This is a genomic window from Rickettsia sp. MAE-05 (assembly GCF_057319745.1).
The window spans coordinates 216146-237141 of the sequence record NZ_JBLTIO010000002.1; the positions used below are offsets into that span (position 1 = coordinate 216146).

Sequence of the window (20996 nt, forward strand, 5' to 3'; positions counted from 1 at the left end):
ATCTATTCGTAAGTATAATTAGAAAATGATAAAATAAAATATGAATCCAAATTCACATCCTATGACTAAATCGCATTTATTCCATATAGTAGACCCAAGCCCTTGGCCCGTCCTAACATCTTTTGCTTTACTTCTTTTGGTTATAGGCGGTGTCTCATTCATGCATGGCTACAAATTTAATATATATATTTTATCTGCAGGAGTTATTTCAGTAGGTTACTGTTTATATTCTTGGTGGAGAGATGTAGTGAAAGAAGGAATAGTCGAACATCAGCATACTAGTCCTGTTAGAAAAGGTTTACAAATAGGTATGGCGTTATTTATTTTAACGGAAATAGTATTTTTTGGTGTATTTTTTGCTTCTTTTTTTAAATCAAGTCTATCACCCGTAGGTCTTTTAGACGGTGTATGGGTTGTAAAGCAGGGAATTTGGCCTCCACCTACAATTAAAACTTTTGATCCATTTGATATTCCTTTTATCAATACTTTAATACTACTCTTATCGGGTACTACCGTTACTTGGGCTCACTATGCTTTAGAAGAAAAAAATCAAAAAGATTGCGTAACTGCACTTGCTCTTACCATATTGCTTGGAATATTTTTTACAACTATGCAAGCATATGAATATTATCATGCGGCGTTTAAATTCACGGATGGTATATATGCTTCTAATTTTTATTTAGCCACGGGTTTTCATGGAGCTCATGTAATTATAGGTACTATATTTCTAATAGTTTGCTACTTTAGAGCAAAAAGAGGAGATTTTACTACAGAAGGTAATGGACATTTAGGGTTTGAATTTGCTGCATGGTACTGGCATTTTGTGGACGTGGTTTGGTTATTTTTATTTACGTTTGTTTATATATTTGGAAGCTAAATTATACTATATGTGATTATAATGTTACTTAAAATAAGTGTTTTTAAAATATTTTTGCATATTAATTAAAATTGCATATATTTAGGAGTTGATTTATATATAAATAAATTATACATTATTTTTTAAATGCTAATTATTTTATTGAGGTAAAACATATGAACTTTCCTATTCGTAAATTAAACGAAGAATTAATCGATTATAATCTATCATTACGCATACTATTTACTATTCTAAGCGTGGCTATTATTATGGTAGCTTTTGATAGCTTAGGTAGTAGTGTCGGCGATCCTGTAGGTGATGCATTGTGTAAGTTAATTATAGTGTTCAGAGGCAATACTGCAAAAGGTATAGCTGTTGTCGGTATAATTGTTCTAGGAATTCAAACATTAAGAGGAAAATTGCAGTGGGAAGTAGCTTTAGTAGTAGTTACTGCAATCATTATATTATTTAAAGCTCCAGATATTGTTAATATGGTATCAAGTGATACTAATAGCTCAAATTGTGGTGTTTCCTAATACGCGATAATAAAAATTATTATATCTTTAGTAATACCCATAAGTTTCGGCTTATGGGTATTTTCATTTTTAAGTGACGTTGTTGTATAGCTTAAGCATTGCCGTGGATACGGAGTCGTCATTGCGAGGAGGCATTGTTGCGTGGACCGGTTTATCCGTCATTGCGAGGGTAAACTGTAAGTTTTGACGAAGCAATCTCAGGATATTTGACGAGATTGCCCCGTTCCTTACAGTCACTCGCAATGACAGCTCAGTGTCACCCCGTGGCTTGACTACGGTATGACAGAGGTGAAATTGATCCACGCAACCGTCTTTACTTAAATAAAAGCCCTAATCTATTACCTATAGCAATATCAATATATTTTGCCGTAACAGGGATTCCTTCAATATTCATTTCTAGATATATTGCTTGTTTTGCAGGGATTTTTGCTTGCAGCTTTGTAATTGATACATATTCATCTAACGCTTGATTATTACTATCCATTACTCTAACTTTGATTATAGGATCAGAAATTAAATAATCAGACTGATTAGATAATTTATAAAATATCTTCATACCGCCTATATGATGAGATTTTCCCAAATTAATTTCTTCTATCTTTAATTGATTATATTTACCTAAAAATTTAAAACTATCTATTAGTAATATCACTAAACAAAAAATTATAAAGCTAGTCCATAATATTGAAAATATATTATATTTTTTCTTAGTAGGAATATACGGTAAAATAACCGGCACATTAGCATTATAATGATTTTTAATAGGAGTTTTAATAGTTTCCGTGTTTACTTTATCTTTAAAGTCATTTAATTTACTAGTATTATAGTCTAATTTTTGATACCACAAATGGCTACATTTGGAACATTTTACTCGTCGTCCGTTAATACCTATTTGATTGCTTGTAACGATAAATCTTGTTTGGCAATTTGGGCAAGTAATATACATAGTTAATTATAATTATTATGTTTGACTTCATGATAATCTCATTTATTATTTTTGGCAATAAAACAGTTATAAGATATGTCCTCTCTTATTAAAGAAATTGAAGAAGCTTGGCAAATTAAGGACAAACTTCTTCAAGATTCTTCAAAGCTTATAACATTAAAAAAAACACTTAATGATATTATAGAAAACTTAAATCAAGGTACAATTCGTGTTTGTGAAAAGAAAGAAAATAGTTGGGAAGTTAATGAATGGGTAAAGAAAGCTATATTGCTATATTTTATCACTACGGAATCGCAACTTTATAATAACAATTATAATAGTTGGTATGACAAAGTTGCTCCTAAATTTTCTGCGGATACTGATAAAAATATATTCAAAGAAGCAGCTATACGTAAAGTTCCCGGAGCTGTTGTTAGAACCGGTACTTATATAGCTAAAAATGTTGTAATTATGCCTTCTTTCATTAATATAGGTGCTTATATAGACGAGGGAACGATGATTGATACATGGGCTACTATCGGCTCATGTGCTCAAATCGGTAAGAATTGCCATATTTCAGGTGGTACGGGAATAGGAGGGGTGCTTGAGCCGTTGCAAGCAAAGCCGGTTATCATTGAAGATAATTGTTTTATCGGTGCAAGATCGGAAATAGCAGAAGGGGTAATAGTAGAAGAAGGAGCAGTAATTAGTATGGGAGTGTTTATCGGTAGCTCTACAAAAATAATATACAGAGATACAGGTGAAATTATTTACGGCAGAATTCCGGCTTATTCTGTTGTAGTTCCCGGAGTATTACCTGCTAAGGAAGCCGGCAAGCCTGGACTTTATTGCGTAGTTATCGTAAAACAAGTCGATAAAGCTACTAGAGCTAAAGTAAGCATTAATGATTTGTTAAGGTGATTGTTCACTGTCACCTAGTTCGTTTAACTAGCGTTGTTGCATGGCTCAAGAAAAGTACTCGGTGTCATTCCTGCGGAAGCAAGAATCCAGCATAAAGCGAGATAACCTCAGCTTTTAATTTCAAAAATTTTCTGTATTTATACTTTTTTTGGATTCCTGCTTTTAGCTCACAACTGTCCGAAGTTGAAAAATAAGTAGAATAAGTAATTGTTTTTACAACTATTGCTGGTAGTATTTTTAATGTTTTACGTTAAAAATACCATTTTTAGCTATTAAATAGCTTTTGTTCATTTTAACTTCGGACAGTTGTGCTTTTAGCTAAGAATGACATAAGAACCATGCAACAAGACCCGCTTGACCACAGGATGACAAAGAGGAATAATAAGACGCTCAACACTAATGAACGGTCACGGATCAATAATATCGCCGATTATATCTTTAAAGTACTCCTTTCTTTGTTGTTGCTCTGAAATAGCCAGTTGTTGAATTGCATTATTATTGGTGTTTCCTAAGAAAGTATTGTATGCCGTAAGTACTGAATTTTGTTGTTTTTGAGGATCATGTACAACGCCGGCTGCTTTAAAATATGATTCTGCAGCATTTTCTTCCTGTTGTTTTTGAAAGCGAAGTTCGTTTCCTTGGTCCATATATGAATCATATTTTTTTATAGGCTTTTCAGCCTTATCTATAAGACTGGTATAACATTCTAATATAGAGTCTAATTTATTATTCTTTCTATAAAATATGGGCCGTGCCTCCGTATTGCAGTTTAGAGTAAATAGTCTATAATCCTCAAACAGTAATAAGAATTATAGTTAAGGAGTTATGGCAAAAATAGATGTTAAGTGTAGATATTGTAACAACACAGAAGAAGTAATAAAGTCAGGATATTCAATTTCAAAACAACAGAGATATCAATGCAAGCGGTGTAATCGATATTTTCAATTGGAGTATATGGTCATGCCTCCATATTGCAGTTACGCCTATTAAAAAGCTATACGTTCAATAAGAGTACCAATAACCTTATCATGAATATCCAATGACTTGGAAAAGCAGATTGTCTTACGTGCAAGCCTCTTGCATCTCGTTCTAAGGTTCAAGTTACTTCGTTCTATCCGTTGAGTGTATTTTTTACTGATAATATGCTTTTTAGGGTCTAATAACCTAGCATAACTCCCCCATCCATCTGTATAGTAAAAAGTCACCTTGAAATTCTCTAGTTTTTTCAGTAATGATTCTAATGTGCTATCACATCTTGTACCAAACGTATAAGCAACTACTTTTAACGAAATCTTATCCAAGGCATACCAAAGCCATCGTTGTCTGGATTTATTCTGTACATAAGACCATTGTTCATCTATCTCAGGAGCAATAATTACTTCTGTTGTACTGATAGAATGATTTATTGTTTTTAATACTAGATTTTTTTAAAACACGGATAACTGTATTGATACCCGCTTTTAATACTCTTACTGTATCTCTAACTCCAGAGCCGTTGATTGACATTTCTACTATTTGCTCCTTAACTCCAGGCTTAGATGCATTATTAATATACTCCAATTGAAAATATCGATTACACCGCTTGCATTGATATCTCTGTTGTTTTGAAATTGAATATCCTGACTTTATTACTTCTTCTGTGTTGTTACAATATCTACACTTAACATCTATTTTTGCCATAACTCCTTAACTATAATTCTCTCTTATTACTGTTTGAGGATTATAGACTATTTACTCTAAACTGCAATACGGAGGCACGACCATATCAACCAAGGTATATTAGCAAATTCTGCTCAACCTTGGATATGGGTATAGTAACCATAATACAACTAAATTCACAAAACTTCAGACAAGCTAAATTTAAGGACGAGTCTGCAAAGCGTACATCAGTACGTGAGCACAGACGAGTCCTACAAAATTGCTTGTATCAAGCTTTGTGAATGATGCTGTACCAGACGGTTTTATGTAAATCACATAAAAACGTTATTGCGAGCAGGCATGCGTGGACCGATAAATGCTCTTTATGTCATCCCCGCAAAAGCGGGAATCCAGTCAAATAAAGCTTTTTAAAGCTTTATTTGAAAAAAATTATCTAATAAAAAAATCTTTGAAATCAAGATTTTTTTAGCATAGATCCCTGCTTTCGCAGGGATGACATCGAGATTTTTTAAAAAAATGTCCGGTACTATAGGCTTGACCACGGGGTCCAATTAAAAATACTAAAATTTAGTATTTTTAAGTTGTATTTTTGGATACCACGATCAAGTCGCGGTATGACAACGGTGGATTCCCGCCTACGCGAGAATGACATAGAGCCGGCTTTTTGAGCCATGCAAAAACGTCTACAGTCGCTCGCAATGACTGGGTGGTACCCAAGCAATAACGCTATAAAAATTTAAAAAAATTAGAATAGGTTTATATCTTAACTTGTAAGATATAAATAGAAACTCTACCAAAATTTAACGGTGAGAATTGAAAAGCTTTTTTATTTCTTTTTCCTTTTCTTTATTTCTTGTCTTAATGCTATTTCTTTCTTTTATAATTTTCTGTTTAGTTTCAAACGGAGCAAAAAATAAAGCAGTATAATATTCTGCGTCAGAAGCATATAATTTTCTACTAGCATCCACTGCTATCCAATCTAAAGCTCTTTTTCCTTTAAAATCTTTAATTTTTTGATCTGCTCCATACTCTAATAAAATATGAACAGGTTCAGCATTAAGATATGATGCTGCATACATAAGGGAAGTCATTCCGGTTTTAGAATTTTGAACGTTAGGATTAACACCTAGCTTAAGCAAAAGTTTTATTAAATCAGGATTATTTCTTTCTGCGGCTAGCATCATTCCGGTAATACCGTCTTCATATCTTAAATTAGGACTCATTCCCTGATTAATTAAAAATTCAGCAATTTCCGACTTCATAAATCCTATATTTATATGGATTAAACTCATGGATGCACCACGCTTTAATAAAAAATCGGCAATTTTTATATTATTATTCGATATAGCATAATCTAGAGGAACCCAACCCAAGCATGGTTGATTTACTCCGTATCCCTCATCTAATATCTTTTTTACTTCATCAAGATTATCTGCCTTAATAGCATCTGCTATCGGTGTAATTGGATCTCCGACTTTTTGATCATACGCAACACCGTTCACATATATCTTTTCAGTTTTAAACTCAAGCTTACATTCCTTAGCATGGATAGAAGGAATAATAAAAATAATTATAAACTTTAAAATTACTTGAATAATTTTCATATAATTAATCTAGGTACTATATAACTATGCAGCATTAAACCTTTATCGGTAAGAGAGATATTGTTATCTAACTTAATTAGGTCTTGGTTTTGATAATGCTGCAAGTTATTCATGTCTAAAATATCAACTAATTTTGCATTTATTTTCTGCTCTAGTGCCGCAATATTTATACCGCTTTTAAGACGTAAACCCATCATTAACGTTTCTTCAATGATTTCTTGATGCGTTAACTTAGTATTAGTTTGAATACCGACATTTTTTGCGTTAACCGAATCTAACCATTTTTCAGGTTTATGCCACATCATAATTGCTGATACCGTTGCCGGTTCAATTATTCTACTATGGGCTCCGGGACCTATACCTAAATAACTATTATAATTCCAATAAGTTAAATTATGCAAACATTCCTGACCTTTTTTAGCGTAATTAGATATTTCATATCTAAAATATTTTTTAGATTCCAAATAATGATTAGTCCATTCATACATCTCAGCTGCTTCATCCGAATGTGGTAAAATCAGATTACCGTCCTTAAATAATTTATAAAACGGCGTGCCTTTTTCGATAGTTAATTGATAAAGCGAAATATGGCCGTTTGCGAGTTGTATAGCTTGCTTTAATTCTTCTTGCCAGTCTTTTAATTTCTGACCGCTACGTGCATATATTAAATCAAATGATACTCGTGGAAAAATAGCATTTGCTGCCTCAATTGTTTTAATGGCTTGCAAGGAATCGTGAGTCCTTCCTAATTTTTTTAAATCATCCTCTTTTAAGGATTGGACCCCAATAGAAACACGATTAATTCCGGCAGATTTGAATGCTTTAAACTTCTCAGTTTCAAAGGATGTGGGATTAGTTTCTAGAGTTATCTCGGTTTTATTATCAATAATTGCTAGATTACTGATTTTATTTATTATTCCTGCAACGACTACAGGATTCATTAAAGAGGGAGTGCCACCGCCGAAAAAAATAGATTTTATATATTTATTTTGAATAATATCCTTAAAATACTCTATTTCCGTTTCATAGGATTTAAGCCACTGATGATGATCTATAGTGCTTACCACATGAGAATTAAAATCACAATATGGGCATTTTGACAAACAAAACGGCCAGTGAATATAAATGCTTAAATTATCTGCCGTCACTTTCATATTTTATATTTTTGTCAGTAGCTAACTTAGCATTTTCTTTGATTTTATTCAAGGTGTATGATAAAACACTATTTTAATTTAAGAGATATTGTTAAAATAATGAAAAAACTTACCTGCTATTTTACAATTATTTTATTAACCTTTTGTGTTCAAGCTATGGGAGATAATAATAAACAAATATATAACTCTCAAGATACCAAATTTCTAGAAGAAGCTGAAGGAACTGAAGCTCTAAAATGGGCAAAAGAGCGTACTGATAAAACCGAAAAAGCTTTCCAATCTATGCCGGAATATAAACCAATAAAAAAAGAAACAGAATCTATTTTCTATGACCAAAGAAAAACTCCATATGGTATTATACGTAAAGGTTACGTGTATAATTTTTGGATGGATGATAAAAATCCCCAAGGGTTATGGCGTAGGACGTTAGTTGAGAATTACTCTAAAGATAAACCAAATTGGGAAGTTCTAATCGATTTTGATAAATTATCCAAAAAACTCGGTAAAAAAGTAATGTATCGAGGTGGAAGTGATTGTTTTCAAAACCCTAATCGTTTCTTAATTACCATGTCATTTGGCGGTAAGGATGAGATGTTTTTTAGAGAATGGGATTTAGAGAAAAAAGATTTTGTAAAAAATGGTTTTGAGCCAAAAACAAGTAGCGGAAAATTACTAGAAGGTAAATTTACTGTCCCTACTTGGGTTGATCAAAATACTATTATATTTAATCCAGTTTTGAATAAAGAAGAAGTTACTGACTCTTTATATCCTAACTCGCTCTACATATGGAAGCGAGGAGAACCTATAGAGAAAGCCAAAAAACTATTTGAAATACCAAAGAATTATATACGTGTATCAGCCGGTAAGCTTTTATCCGATAATATTTCTTCATCTTTAATATTTATATCTGCAGATAAGGATTTTTATAATTACGATAATTATATTTTAGATACTAAAGATGAGAGCTTAAAATTACAAAAAATAAATATGCCATCAGATGCAACACCCGAAGGTTCTTTTAAAGAATATGTATTTTGGCTTCTGCGTTCCGATTGGCAATTTAAAGATAGTAATATAAAAGCAGGTTCTCTTGTTGCCCTACACTACGCTGATCTTCTAAAAGAAGATAACGATAAAGCCAGCTTAAAAATATTATTTACCCCAACAGAGAAAGAAGTATTTTATTTTGTAGGAATGACTAGAGATACAGTATTTTTAACTAGCTACGAGAATGTTATTTCAAAAGTAGTAACATTTACATTAGAAAATAATGAATGGACAAAACCGGTAACTTTAAAACTGCCCTATGAAAATGCAATTTTTGGTATGTTGTCTGATGATGAGGAAGAAGATGCACTAATTACTATAGAAAATTCTATAGTGCCGCCAACTATCTATTTATGGGATAAAACTCATGAATTAAAAGTTATTAGAAAGCCTTTATATCCGTTTGATAGCAAAAATTATGTTGTAGAGCAGAAGGAAGCAACAAGCTCGGATGGAGTTAAAATACCATATTTTATTGTCTATAAAAAAGGTATAAAATTTGACGGTAAGAATCCAACATTACTTGAAGCATATGGTGGTTTTCAAGTAATCAACTCTCCATATTTCTCTCGCATGGAAAATGAAGTATGGGTTAAACATGGTGGAGTGAGTGTTCTTGCTAATATCAGAGGAGGCGGAGAATTTGGTCCTGAGTGGCATAAGGCAGCTCAAGGAATAAAACGTCAAAACGGCTTTAATGATTTTATTGCAGTAGCAGAGGATTTAATAAAGCAAAATATTACTAGCCCTGAGTATTTAGGAATTAAAGGAGGAAGTAACGGCGGATTGCTAGTAAGTGTTGCAATGACACAGCGTCCCGATTTATTTGGAGCTATAGCATGCGAAGTACCGATACTTGATATGGTACGCTATAAAGAATTTGGAGCAGGACATTCATGGGTAACTGAATACGGAGATCCGGAAAATCCAAATGATTTAGTACATATTAAAAAATATGCACCTTTAGAAAATTTATCTTTAACTCAAAAATATCCTACTATTTTAATTACCGGTTCAGTGCTTGATCAACGTGTACATCCATGGCATGCACGTATTTTTGAGTATGTGCTTGAGAAAAACCCAAACACTACAACTTATTTCTTAGAGAGTAGTGATAGCGGACATGGTAGCGGTAGTGACTTAAAAGACAGTGCTAATTATTTTATCAATATCTATACATTTTTTGCAAATGCTTTGAAATTGAAGATTGATTAAATTTTACTTCACGGAGATATTACCCGTGTGGTTCAATTTCACCTCTGTCATCCCGTGATTTATTCACGGGATCCAGTTAAAAATACTAAAATTATTAGCATTTTTTATTACTTTTTCTGGATTGCCACGTTGCTTTCCTCCTCGCAAGACATTGTTGCGTGGATACCGATGTCATTCCCGCGTAGGCGGGAATCCAGCATAAAGCGAGATAAATCGAGCTTTTAATTTCAAAAATTTGCTGTATTTATACTTTTTTTCTGGATTCCCGCTTTTGCGGGAATGACATAAAGAGCATTCACCAGTCCACGCAACAACGCCTCCTCACAATGACGGTTTTAGTATCCACACAACAATGCCTAGCTGGAATGACATAAACTAGCCACACAACAACATCAAAAGTTGCTTGCAATAACGGTGCAGGTATCCATACAATAATGCCGTTTTACGAAAACAATTTTCCAATTCCGCTACGTAATAGATTTTTAGGATTCATTTTACTTGCTTTTTTCATCATCTCGCTTATTTGCTTATATTGCTTTAGCAAAATATTTACCTTTTGTACTGTAGTCCCTGCTCCAGCAGCTATACGTTTTCTACGAGAAGCATTAATGATGTCAGGATTCTTACGTTCTTTCAGCGTCATAGATAAAATAATTGCTTCTTGATGTTCAATTATTTTACTATTTAATTTTGATTGATCTATTTGATCCATAATTTTACCGCTACCCGGTAACATGCTAAGTATACTTCCAAAACCTCCCATTTTTTTTATACTTCTCATTTGCTGAAGATAATCATTTAAATCAAACTTACCTTTTTTCAATTTAGCTGCCGTTTTTTCGGCTTCTTCTCTATCAACAATACTAGCTGCTTTTTCAACAAAAGAGATAATATCACCCATATCAAGTATTCGAGAAGCTAAACGTTCAGCATCGAATTCTTCTAAATCTGTTAATTTCTCACCGCTACTTAAAAATTTAATCGGCTTTTTAGTAATATATTTTACACTGAGTGCTGCACCGCCCTTGGAATCGCCATCAATTCTAGATAAAATTAATCCTGAAATCTCTAGCTTTTCATTAAAACTGCTTGCCGTAACTACTGCATCCTGCCCTGTCATACTATCAATTACTAACAAAGTTTCCGTAGGTTCCACTATCTTTTTTATTGCAAGAGCTTCCTCCATCATCTCTTTATCAATTTGTGTACGACCTGCCGTATCATAAATTACGACGTCATAAGCAGAAATTTTAGCCTCGGCAATAGCTCTTTTGACAATATCAAGAGGTTTCTCACCTTGCACAATAGGTAATGAATTAATCTGTACTGAGTTTGCAAGTATAGCAAGTTGCTCTTGTGCGGCCGGTCTGTAAGTATCCAAAGAAACAAGCAAAACTTTTTTATTTTGATTTTTAAGTCGTAAAGCAAGCTTACTACTCGCCGTAGTTTTACCGCTCCCTTGCAGCCCTACCATTAGGAAATTTACCGGCGGCTTTGAATTTAAATTTAGCTTTGTCTCACTTTCACTTGAAGCTAAGAGATTTATCATCTCTTCATGAATAATTTTAATTATCATCTGCCCCGGTGAAACGGATTTAATAACCTCCTGTCCGAGTGCCTTTTGTTTAACTTCCGCTATAAAATCTTTTATCACCGGTAATGCAACATCCGACTCTAAAAGAGCTACTCTTATATCCCGCATAGCAGCATCTATTTGAGCTTCCGTCAAAATGCCTGAGCTAACTAGCTTATCAAAAATCTTCGTTAAATTTTGTGTTAAAGTTTTAAACATGCAAATAATTTAATTTATAAAGTTCTAATATATTTTGCTCAATATGTTTTAGCAACAATATATTTTGTTGTTTTATGTAGGCGTTGTTGCATGGATCGATTTTCCGTTGTCATCCTAGCTAGCTTGTAGCGGGTTCCAATTAAAAATACTAAAATTATTAGTATTTCAAGTTGTTTTTATGGACCCAGTGGTCAAGCCAATAGTACCGGACAATTTCTATTCTATGTCATTCCCGCGTAGGCGGAAATCCAGTCAAATAAAGCTTTTTTAAAGCTTTATTTGAAAAAAACGATATAATAAAAAATCTTTAAAATTAAGATTTTTTATTCTGGATCCCTGCTTTCGCGAGGAGGACATCGAGGTCTTTTCAAAAACTGTCCGGTACTATAGGTCAAGCCACGGGGTGACACAACGGGTTTTACCTATCCATGCAATAACGCCTTTTATGGATAACGTGGAAAGGAACGTAGTGATATCGTGTTAATTACTAAAAAACTCATTCACCACTAATATATAACTTGTTTTTAAGTCTAAATCATAATCAACGGTATTATATATTAACTTTTTTATATCGGTAAATTTTTGTAGTAAATAGGAAGGATGCTTATTTGGCAGTTTATCAAAAATCTTATTTTCTAAATCTAGAAGCTCAATATTGACGTTAGCGGATTTTTTAAGAATTCTATTCAATAATAATAATAAATTATCAATAAAATCTAGCCATAATTCTCGGTCTTTAGTAGTAAAACGATTAATAAAATCTAACGTTTCATTATTTGCTATCGGCTGAATAAATTGAAGATATAATTCATTTATAGAATGAGGTTGAGATGAGCTAACATTAATTTTAAAGCATCTTGATCTAATTGTAGATATAATACTTGCAGCTCTTGAAGTAATTAAAAAAATGTAACTATTCTTTGGTGCATCTTCAAGAATTTTTAAGCATGAATTCGCCGCATTTAAATTCATAAGATCAGCCGCATAAATTACGGCAACTTTATAACCTGAAATTGCAGAAGTTTTACTTAAGAAATCTTGTAATTTTCTTATTTGTTCAATAGAAATATTTTTAGCATTAGATGTAGTTGAAGTTTCCCTAGCGATGAAATGATAATCAGGATTGTTTTCAAGAGGAATGCTATTCTTAAAAAGCTTACTATATATAAAATCTTCTATATCTTTTAAAGCTTGCTCTATATTTTCGGCTTCGATAAGACAACTATTATATAGCTTATTATGTTTTAAGTTAAACTCTAGGCGTTCAATTATCATAAGTGGTTTATGCGTGGTTTCTCGTCATTGCGAAAAAATTGCATAGCAATTGACGAAGCAATCTCAGGAGTTTGTTACTATTTCATGAGATTGCCACGTCGCTTCGCTCCTCGCAATGACGATTTTGATCAACGTCACATCATTAATTAATTACAAGCTTCTTTCATTTTTCTTCCAGCTCTAAAAGTAGGTTGATTGTAAGCATCTATTTTCATTTTTGCTCCGGTTTTTGGGTTACGACCCTCACGTGCTTTTCTATGATGTATTTCAAATGAACCGAAACCTGTTATATTAATATTATGGTGGCTCTTTATAGCACTAATCACACTATCAAGAACTAAATTAAGTGCTTTCTCAGCATCAGCTTTTGTTAATGTTTTATGTGAAGCATGTTTATGATTATGACCATGGTCGGTCATAAATGCTATAAATTCGGTTTTATTCATTTTTTTTGGTTCTTTTTTGTTATGTGTACTCATAATAAAATCAACTCTCCTTTAATGGGTTAATATGTATTGATGTTTTTTTATAAAACAATATATACAACTGGCAATAATATACATCAATATATTTTTTTATGTGAGTTAATTATAACAAACTACCCACATACTGCAAATGCCAGTTATTTACAAAGTTTAAAATATATACGTTATTATATTAATTTATAGAAAAATGTAGCCATTTTACATCAGTAATACTGTTAAAACTATCTTAATCAAGTAATTAAAGTGAAAATTTATCATTAAAAACCCTAATTTATTGTCAATAGTAAATTACTCTACTCTGTAAAAAATTATAAGTTTTTTAATAAAAAACAATATATACTTAATTTATATAATAAGTTGGAAACCATCTTTCACCTTTTATATAGAATATTTCTAACCGAATAGCAGATTTATGTAATAATTCGCTATTCACATTAATTTAGAATAAAATTTTTAAAGAAAAATATATTAAATCCAATGTTATTGTCTGAAATTTGTATTAAACGCCCTGTCTTTGCTACGGTTTTGAGTTTGGTTATCGTAGCTCTTGGAGCAATTTTTTTTACCAAACTACAAATTAGAGGAACTCCGGATATTTCAGTTCCAATTATAAATGTCGAAGCTCATTATGCAGGTGCCGATGCTTTATATATGGAAAAAGAAATAACAACGCGTATAGAAAAAGCTTTAAAGACGGTTAAAAATTTAGATTATATAACTTCTCAAAGTTCTACAGGCGAAAGTAGTATTACTTTATCATTTTTACTATCTACCGATATTGAAGTAGCATTAAACGATGTTCGTTCTAAAATATCGGATATAACTTATATGTTCCCGCAAGATATGAAAGCCCCATCAGTTGCAAAACTTGATGCCGATAGTTTCCCAAGCCTCTTCATAAGTGTTGAAAGTGATCAATATAGCGATTTAGAATTAACAAAGATCGTCGAAGATAATCTACAAACACCTTTAGATAAACTTGAAAGTGTAGGACAATCACAAATTTACGGCGGTCGGGAATATATAATGAGAATAGAACCTGACTCCAAAAAATTATATCAACATAAAATTTCTTTATTGGAGATTGAATCTGCAATAAAAGAGCAAAATAAAGATTATCCTGCAGGTACGATTAAAACAAAAAGTAATAATTTTATAGTAACTCTTGAAGGCTCTTTATCTACACCGGAAGAATTCGGCAATATTATTCTAAAAGTACAAAACGGAGGTATCATAAAATTACGAGATATAGCGAAAATATCTTTAACCTCTCCCGATGAGGACATAATTTTCAGATATAACGGCAAAAGCTCCATTGCTCTTGGTCTTATAAAAGAATCAAAAGCTAATGTCATAGATTTATCAAATGAAGTAACTAAAGAGCTAGAAAGAATTAAAGAATCCATGCCCAAAGGAATAAGCATGGGTATCGCATATGATGGAGCAACACCTGTAAAAGCATCAATTTATGCGGTATTTCAAACAATTTTTGAAGCTTTAATATTAGTAGTTTTAGTCACTTATTTATTTCTTGCTTCTGCTAAAATTACCTTAATTCCGTTTGTGACGATTCCGGTATCATTGATCGGTACTTTTAGCGTAATGTATGCTTTTGGATTTTCTATTAATATATTTACGCTCCTTGCTATGATACTTGCTATAGGTTTAGTCGTCGATGATGCGATAGTTATGCTTGAAAACATTTTTAGATATAATGAAATGGGGCATAAACCCATGGAAGCAGCTTTACTTGCTTCTAAAGAAATCGGCTTTGCAATCATTGCTATGACTATTACGCTTGCTGCCGTATTTTTACCCGTCGGTTTTATAGAGGGTTTTATCGGGAAATTATTTATTGAATTTGCTTGGACTTTAGCATTTTGTGTTTTGTTCTCAGGATTTGTGGCCTTAACATTAACTCCTATGATGTCAAGTCGTATGGTTACAAAACATAATACGGACTTACCGAAATTCTTAGTAAAGTTTAACGACATTCTACAATTTATTCAAAATAAATATATTTACTATCTAAAGCTAACTTTTGACAATAAAAAGAAATTTGTCATCATTATTGCATCATCTTTTATAGTGTTGATTATTAGTTTTAAATTTACTCAAAAAATTTTCGCACCCCAAGAAGATGACGGATTTTTACAAGTTTCTCTTAAAGGACCTGAAGGTTCTAGTTTAGAATCCTCTACTAAAGTAGTGAAAGAAGCCGAAAAAATCCTTGCTAATTATAAAGATATATTAGGTTATCTGATGGTAATAGGTGCAGGCGGTAGTGATAATGTTTTTGGATTCATTCCGTTAAAAGATTGGGGTGAGCGTTCTCGTTCCCAAGAAACTATTAAAAATATGTTAAATAAGCAGTTTTCCGAAATACCGGGCATGTCGATTTTCGCTATGGATCCACGTTCAATGGTTAGCGGGAATGCAAGTAGCCCTATCGAGTTTACTATTCAAACGAACCTTGAATATGATGATTTAGATAAAATATCACAACAATTTATTGATATAATGAAAACAAATCCTATTTTCTTAAACGTCAATAGAAATTTACAATCGGCAATGCCGACTATAAGTATAGAAGTCAACCGTGATAAGGCTTATTTATACGGAATGGATTTGGCAAATATAGGCAAAACGGTACAATATTTACTTGCAGGTCAACAAATCGGGGATTTTAGAATGGGTAATGATTTATATGACGTTATATTGCAATTTAATCAAAAAGATCGAAAAGATATTAGCGATTTTAGTAAAATTTTAATCAGAGCAAAAAATAATAATATGTTACCGCTGGAATCAATAGCCAATATTACAGAAAAAATATCAGTGAAATCATATAGTCATTATAATAATTCAAAATCCGTTACTATTTCTTCCGATCTTGCTCCTGATGGAAAAATTAATGATGCAATTAATGAAATCAATAAAATAGCCGCTAAGTTACTCGACCCTAGTAATACTATAATTGAATATATCGGCGAAATTAAACAAATGAGAGAGGCAGACAGTAATATGCTTATAACATTTGTATTCGCTCTTGTATTTATCTATTTAGTGCTTGCAGCTCAATTTGAAAGCTTTACTGACCCTTTATTAATATTACTCGCCGTACCTTTCTCAATAACCGGCGGTGTACTTGCTCTCTGGCTTGCCGGTAATAGCCTTAATATGTATAGTAATATAGGACTTATTACTTTAATTGGATTAATTACTAAGAATTCTATTATGATAGTAGAATTTGCTAATCAGCTAAGAGAAAAAGGAGTAAAGGTTCAAGAAGCTATAATAGAATCCTCAAAACTTCGCTTGCGTCCAATTCTTATGACTACCCTTGCTGCTGTAGTCGGAGCTTTACCTCTAGTCTTTGCAGATGGAGCCGGTGCTGCTGCTCGTAATTCTATAGGCTTTGTAATAGTTGGAGGATTAAGCATCGGTACTATATTTACAATTTTTGTTATACCTGTAATATATCAAACTTTTAAGAAGGATTAATAAATTATAGAATTATAAAATTTAGTAGACATATAGCTCAAAATGAGAAATGATTATTTTACGTTTAACTAAAAGGAGCTTAAATATGTTAATAAATACTTCTAATAATCCGCTTATTACTACTATACATTTATTATCTTCTATAGGTGCTGTAAATTGGGGCTTAGTCGGATTATTTAATTTTAATTTAGTCACACTTTTATTTGGCTCATTTCCAATTATTGTTACAATACTTTATATAATTATAGGCTTTTGTGGTGTATATTCTTTCCTTTGTTTAGGTAAGCTATTTTGTAAACCCGGAATAGAAAAGGCGAAGTAAAGCTATACTCTTCCGTGGTTGGTGTCATCCCGTGGCTTGACCACGGGTTCCAGCTTAAAATACTGATATCATTAGTATTTTAAATTGTTTTTATGGATCCCGTGGTCAAGCCACGGGGTGACACTGTGACTGATCCACCTAACAACCTAACTTGTGCTATAGCAGTTATTGCTGCTGTTTCAGCACGTAATATATTATTTCCTAAACTTACAGATTTTGTATTCTTATATGAGGCAAGAAGTTCCAGCTCATCATTAGTAAAGCCTCCCTCCGGTCCTATAATAATAGTTATATCACTATTACTAAGTGATGATAAAATGCGTAATATAGAATTTTCTTCTTTTTCATGTTCATTAGCATATAACATCAAATTATTATTCTCTTTAAGGTAATCTTGTATTGTGATAGCTTTTTCAATTGTCGGGGGAGTAAGACGTTCTGATTGCTCTGTTGCCTCAATAACACATTTTGTTAAACGTTCAATATTTACCGTTCTAAATTGACACCGCCCAGTAATTAAGGGAATAATTTTAGTTATACCGAGTTGCGTAGCCATATTTATTACAAGCATTAATTTATCTTGCTTTATTATAACAGCAGCAAGAGTTAACGCAGATTCTGTATACGGCTTTTTTAACTGTTCTTTAAGCCTAACCGATAGGTTATGCTTACCTATATCGGTAATTTGTGCTAAAAATTCTCCATCCGTACCGTTAAAGATACGCAAGCTATCATTTACTTTAAGACGTAGCACCGTTTTAACATAATGCACATGATCATTTGCTAATTCTATCTTGCTATTTTCAGCTAAATGACTATTAATATAGATACGGTTATACTTCATATATACTCGATGAACTTGAAAAATTGGCTACGTCGTCTTTATAAGTCCTCGGATGCTGAACGTTTATTATACGCTCCGCTCCTCGGCTTACAGACTCCTTGCTCTTTTCCAAGTTGATCTTCGTATATCAACTCTTCACTTCGCAGGAGTGTTAATTATGGATAATAAAAAAGACAATATATCAGAAGAAGAAAAATTGCCAAAAGAAAAAGAAATCGGCGGCGTTAAAGGTCTAGAACCGACAAGATACGGTGATTGGCAGCATAAAGGTAAAGTAACTGACTTCTGATGGCTTTTTTCCAGCAAACAAAAATTTTACTCTATAAACCGCAAGAATTGTTTGATTTGGTCTGGGACGTCAAATCTTATCCTAAATTCTTGCCTTGGTGTTCTGCTTCTAGAATCATTTCAGAAGATAAATATGAGATCATTGCTGAGTTAGTAATTCAGTTAAAAGGCTTTTCAGAAAAATATAACTCACGAGTTACAAGCGAAATAACAGATGATGGAATATATTTGATTAATACGGTAGCTATTTCAGGGCCTTTTGAATATTTAAAAAGTACTTGGCAATTTGTTCCATGCACGGCAGGAACTGAATTAAAATTCTTTATTGATTTTAAAATGAAATCCGTAATACTGGATAAATTAATTGGTACTTATTTTACCAAAGCAACCGAAAAAATGATTATAGCTTTTGAAAAGAGAGCTAAAGAGGTTATTAAATAAAAAAGAGTAAGATTATAGATCTATAATCTTACTCTTTAGAAAATTTTGTATTTAGTTACTAGGGGTCATGCCTCCATATTGCAGTTACGCCTATTAAAAAGCTATACGTTCAATAAGAGTACCAATAACCTTATCATGAATATCCAATGACTTGGAAAAGCAGATTGTCTTACGTGCAAGCCTCTTGCATCTCGTTCTAAGGTTCAAGTTACTTCGTTCTATCCGTTGAGTGTATTTTTTACTGATAATATGCTTTTTAGGGTCTAATAACCTAGCATAACTCCCCCATCCATCTGTATAGTAAAAAGTCACCTTGAAATTCTCTAGTTTTTTCAGTAATGATTCTAATGTGCTATCACATCTTGTACCAAACGTATAAGCAACTACTTTTAACGAAATCTTATCCAAGGCATACCAAAGCCATCGTTGTCTGGATTTATTCTGTACATAAGACCATTGTTCATCTATCTCAGGAGCAATAATTACTTCTGTTGTACTGATAGAATGATTTATTGTTTTTAATACTAGATTTTTTTAAAACACGGATAACTGTATTGATACCCGCTTTTAATACTCTTACTGTATCTCTAACTCCAGAGCCGTTGATTGACATTTCTACTATTTGCTCCTTAACTCCAGGCTTAGATGCATTATTAATATACTCCAATTGAAAATATCGATTACACCGCTTGCATTGATATCTCTGTTGTTTTGAAATTGAATATCCTGACTTTATTACTTCTTCTGTGTTGTTACAATATCTACACTTAACATCTATTTTTGCCATAACTCCTTAACTATAATTCTCTCTTATTACTGTTTGAGGATTATAGACTATTTACTCTAAACTGCAATACGGAGGCACGACCTAATAATGTAAACATAGTTTATCTCCTTGTTTAAGTTACCATGTTTCATGGTTTTTAAATATAACGCAAATGCACTATATAATAAAGGTAATCAAATGTCAACTTTTATTTAATAACAAGTTAATTAATGTTAATACTTGACATTTTTTAGAAAAAACCATATTTTATGGTAATAGTGATAAAAAAGAGGTAGATATGTCTAAGCACAAAAATTCTAAACATATTAGCACTAAAAAACTTGCTTATATAGGGTTAGACCTCGCATATAAAACAGATGATTTAAATGTTTATAATCTAGAAGCATCAAAGGTCAATGAACAATTAACAGATAGCGGCTGGGAAATACTGACTGCTTCATGTGATTATATCAACACTGCTAAATATGGTTATAAAGCTGTTGCATTTATAAATAAAGAAACTAAAGAAGTTCATATTGCTAGTGCCGGTACAAAATTCAATATATATGATTTACTAGACGACTTACTTATCGCTCTTCATTATTTACCTACTAAACTAACTCCGCTTCAAGAATTTGTTAATGAAGTAATTAACAAATTAGGCGGCTTAAGTAAAGCCACAGAATATATTTTTAATACTAGCGGTCATTCACTTGGAGCAATAACTGCAGATTTAACTTCAGTAGAAATACATTCTCGCAACTTACATTTTAATAAATCTACAACTTTTGACAGCCCTGGCTCAAAACCGATAATTGAAAGAGGCATAGAAAAAAATTTATTTACCGGAAAAGTAACAACTCCAATAGAAGAATTAGCTACCCATTCCAAGATATATAATGCAAAACATAATCTTATTAATATTACTAATAAGCATTTGGGAAAAACAACAATGGTACTTCCTGGTAAAAAAATAGGACTATCACAATCAGAAGAATGGGCATCATATTTATATAATTTTGCCAAACAAAAAGTTACAAAATACTTAGGAATTAATGGAATAGTCGAAGGCTTTGAGGAAATAATAGCCGGAATCAGTAAACATGGACTTGTTAATTTTTCTGATTTGAAACAGAATATTACTTTAATCGTAGATGATTGGGAAGCAGGAACACAAAAATATGCTAAAAATACTCTAAATTTAAAAAATAATTTATATAATCAAATAGTTGAAACTGAAACCGGAGCTAATTTAGTTGGGATATATAATAATTTTCAAAGCTGCAGTCAAGAATACGCTCAGGAAGTCAAAACAACAGGAGATATAAGTGGTTATCATCTAGTATGTTAAATAAAAAAATA

The 20996-nt window shown here is 32.3% G+C and carries 18 protein-coding genes and 3 pseudogenes; 11 read left to right on the plus strand and 10 right to left on the minus strand.

The annotated features are described in order from the left end of the window. The first annotated feature begins 40 nt into the window (after positions 1–40). Both ACNFN7_RS04715 and ACNFN7_RS04720 read left to right on the plus strand, forming a co-directional pair. On the plus strand, positions 41–877 hold the full coding sequence (locus ACNFN7_RS04715; protein ID WP_041078917.1) for a cytochrome c oxidase subunit 3: 837 nt from the start codon (positions 41–43) through the stop codon (positions 875–877). Positions 878–1032: 155 nt separating this feature from the next. Continuing rightward, positions 1033–1392: a TrbC/VirB2 family type IV secretion system protein gene (locus tag ACNFN7_RS04720; RefSeq protein WP_485441053.1), complete on the plus strand. Its 360-nt coding sequence runs from the start codon at positions 1033–1035 to the stop codon at positions 1390–1392. 313 nt (positions 1393–1705) lie between these two features. On the opposite strand, the gene ACNFN7_RS04725 is transcribed toward ACNFN7_RS04720, so the two are convergent. Next, the gene (locus tag ACNFN7_RS04725) at positions 1706–2338 is read right to left on the minus strand and encodes an MJ0042-type zinc finger domain-containing protein (protein WP_485441054.1); all 633 of its coding nucleotides are present in this window, start codon (positions 2336–2338) and stop codon (positions 1706–1708) included. 75 nt (positions 2339–2413) lie between these two features. Here ACNFN7_RS04725 and dapD point away from each other — a divergent pair, with 75 nt between their 5' ends. Continuing rightward, positions 2414–3238 carry a 2,3,4,5-tetrahydropyridine-2,6-dicarboxylate N-succinyltransferase gene (gene dapD, locus ACNFN7_RS04730; protein ID WP_485441055.1) on the plus strand — a complete coding sequence of 275 codons (825 nt, stop codon included), beginning with the start codon at positions 2414–2416 and terminating at the stop codon, positions 3236–3238. Positions 3239–3645: 407 nt separating this feature from the next. Here the strand turns inward: dapD and ACNFN7_RS04735 are convergent, their stop codons facing one another. Next, the gene (locus ACNFN7_RS04735) at positions 3646–3885 is read right to left on the minus strand and encodes a hypothetical protein (RefSeq protein ID WP_485441056.1); all 240 of its coding nucleotides are present in this window, start codon (positions 3883–3885) and stop codon (positions 3646–3648) included. 178 nt (positions 3886–4063) lie between these two features. Between ACNFN7_RS04735 and ACNFN7_RS04740 the strand changes: the two genes are divergently transcribed. After that, positions 4064–4228 carry an IS1 family transposase gene (locus ACNFN7_RS04740; RefSeq protein ID WP_485441057.1) on the plus strand — a complete coding sequence of 55 codons (165 nt, stop codon included), beginning with the start codon at positions 4064–4066 and terminating at the stop codon, positions 4226–4228. Here the strand turns inward: ACNFN7_RS04740 and ACNFN7_RS04745 are convergent. The 3 genes and pseudogenes from ACNFN7_RS04745 to hemW form a co-directional block, all read right to left on the minus strand. After that, positions 4225–4918 (minus strand): annotated as a pseudogene (locus ACNFN7_RS04745) (IS1 family transposase). The gene ACNFN7_RS04740 and the pseudogene ACNFN7_RS04745 sit on opposite strands and share 4 nt — an antisense overlap. Before the next feature lie 779 nt (positions 4919–5697). Then, positions 5698–6501, minus strand: a complete 804-nt coding sequence (locus tag ACNFN7_RS04750; RefSeq protein WP_485441058.1) for an ankyrin repeat domain-containing protein — start codon at positions 6499–6501, stop codon at positions 5698–5700. After that, positions 6498–7655 (minus strand): radical SAM family heme chaperone HemW, encoded by a 1158-nt coding sequence (hemW, locus tag ACNFN7_RS04755; RefSeq protein WP_485441059.1) that lies wholly within the window; start codon positions 7653–7655, stop codon positions 6498–6500. The genes ACNFN7_RS04750 and hemW overlap by 4 nt, the downstream gene beginning before the upstream one ends. Positions 7656–7754: 99 nt before the next feature. Between hemW and ACNFN7_RS04760 the strand changes: the two genes are divergently transcribed. Beyond that, positions 7755–9917, plus strand: coding sequence for a prolyl oligopeptidase family serine peptidase (locus ACNFN7_RS04760; protein WP_485441242.1), 2163 nt, complete (start codon positions 7755–7757; stop codon positions 9915–9917). Between the two features lie 442 nt (positions 9918–10359). On the opposite strand, the gene ffh is transcribed toward ACNFN7_RS04760, so the two are convergent. Beyond that, positions 10360–11709 (minus strand): signal recognition particle protein, encoded by a 1350-nt coding sequence (ffh, locus tag ACNFN7_RS04765; RefSeq protein WP_218460780.1) that lies wholly within the window; start codon positions 11707–11709, stop codon positions 10360–10362. A gap of 480 nt (positions 11710–12189) precedes the next feature. Next, a complete protein-coding gene (locus ACNFN7_RS04770) occupies positions 12190–12984 on the minus strand; it encodes a DNA polymerase III subunit delta' (protein WP_485441060.1) in 795 nt (264 codons plus the stop codon). A gap of 9 nt (positions 12985–12993) precedes the next feature. Here ACNFN7_RS04770 and ACNFN7_RS04775 point away from each other — a divergent pair, with 9 nt between their 5' ends. After that, positions 12994–13134, plus strand: coding sequence for a hypothetical protein (locus ACNFN7_RS04775; RefSeq protein ID WP_485441061.1), 141 nt, complete (start codon positions 12994–12996; stop codon positions 13132–13134). Here ACNFN7_RS04775 and ACNFN7_RS04780 read toward each other — a convergent pair. Beyond that, entirely contained in the window at positions 13131–13463 is a 333-nt protein-coding gene (locus ACNFN7_RS04780; RefSeq protein WP_008579420.1) for an HU family DNA-binding protein, read from the minus strand. The genes ACNFN7_RS04775 and ACNFN7_RS04780 overlap by 4 nt on opposite strands. Positions 13464–13946: 483 nt before the next feature. Here ACNFN7_RS04780 and ACNFN7_RS04785 point away from each other — a divergent pair, with 483 nt between their 5' ends. Together ACNFN7_RS04785 and ACNFN7_RS04790 are read left to right on the plus strand one after the other, a co-directional pair. Beyond that, positions 13947–16973 carry an efflux RND transporter permease subunit gene (locus tag ACNFN7_RS04785; protein ID WP_485441062.1) on the plus strand — a complete coding sequence of 1009 codons (3027 nt, stop codon included), beginning with the start codon at positions 13947–13949 and terminating at the stop codon, positions 16971–16973. A gap of 85 nt (positions 16974–17058) precedes the next feature. Continuing rightward, the gene (locus ACNFN7_RS04790; RefSeq protein WP_485441063.1) at positions 17059–17295 is read left to right on the plus strand and encodes a DUF378 domain-containing protein; all 237 of its coding nucleotides are present in this window, start codon (positions 17059–17061) and stop codon (positions 17293–17295) included. Between the two features lie 79 nt (positions 17296–17374). Here ACNFN7_RS04790 and ACNFN7_RS04795 read toward each other — a convergent pair whose 3' ends face one another. Then, a complete protein-coding gene (locus ACNFN7_RS04795) occupies positions 17375–18139 on the minus strand; it encodes a 16S rRNA (uracil(1498)-N(3))-methyltransferase (RefSeq protein WP_485441064.1) in 765 nt (254 codons plus the stop codon). 9 nt (positions 18140–18148) lie between these two features. Here ACNFN7_RS04795 and ACNFN7_RS04800 point away from each other — a divergent pair. Beyond that, positions 18149–18428: pseudogene (locus ACNFN7_RS04800) on the plus strand (DUF1674 domain-containing protein). After that, entirely contained in the window at positions 18428–18868 is a 441-nt protein-coding gene (locus ACNFN7_RS04805; protein WP_485441065.1) for a type II toxin-antitoxin system RatA family toxin, read from the plus strand. Before ACNFN7_RS04800 ends, ACNFN7_RS04805 begins: the two are co-directional and overlap by 1 nt. 93 nt (positions 18869–18961) lie before the next feature. Here the strand turns inward: ACNFN7_RS04805 and ACNFN7_RS04810 are convergent. After that, positions 18962–19655: pseudogene (locus ACNFN7_RS04810) on the minus strand (IS1 family transposase). A 277-nt stretch (positions 19656–19932) separates the two neighbouring features. Here ACNFN7_RS04810 and rlip point away from each other — a divergent pair. Continuing rightward, positions 19933–20985, plus strand: coding sequence for a secreted effector lipase Rlip (gene rlip / locus ACNFN7_RS04815; RefSeq protein WP_485441066.1), 1053 nt, complete (start codon positions 19933–19935; stop codon positions 20983–20985). Positions 20986–20996 lie beyond the last annotated feature (11 nt).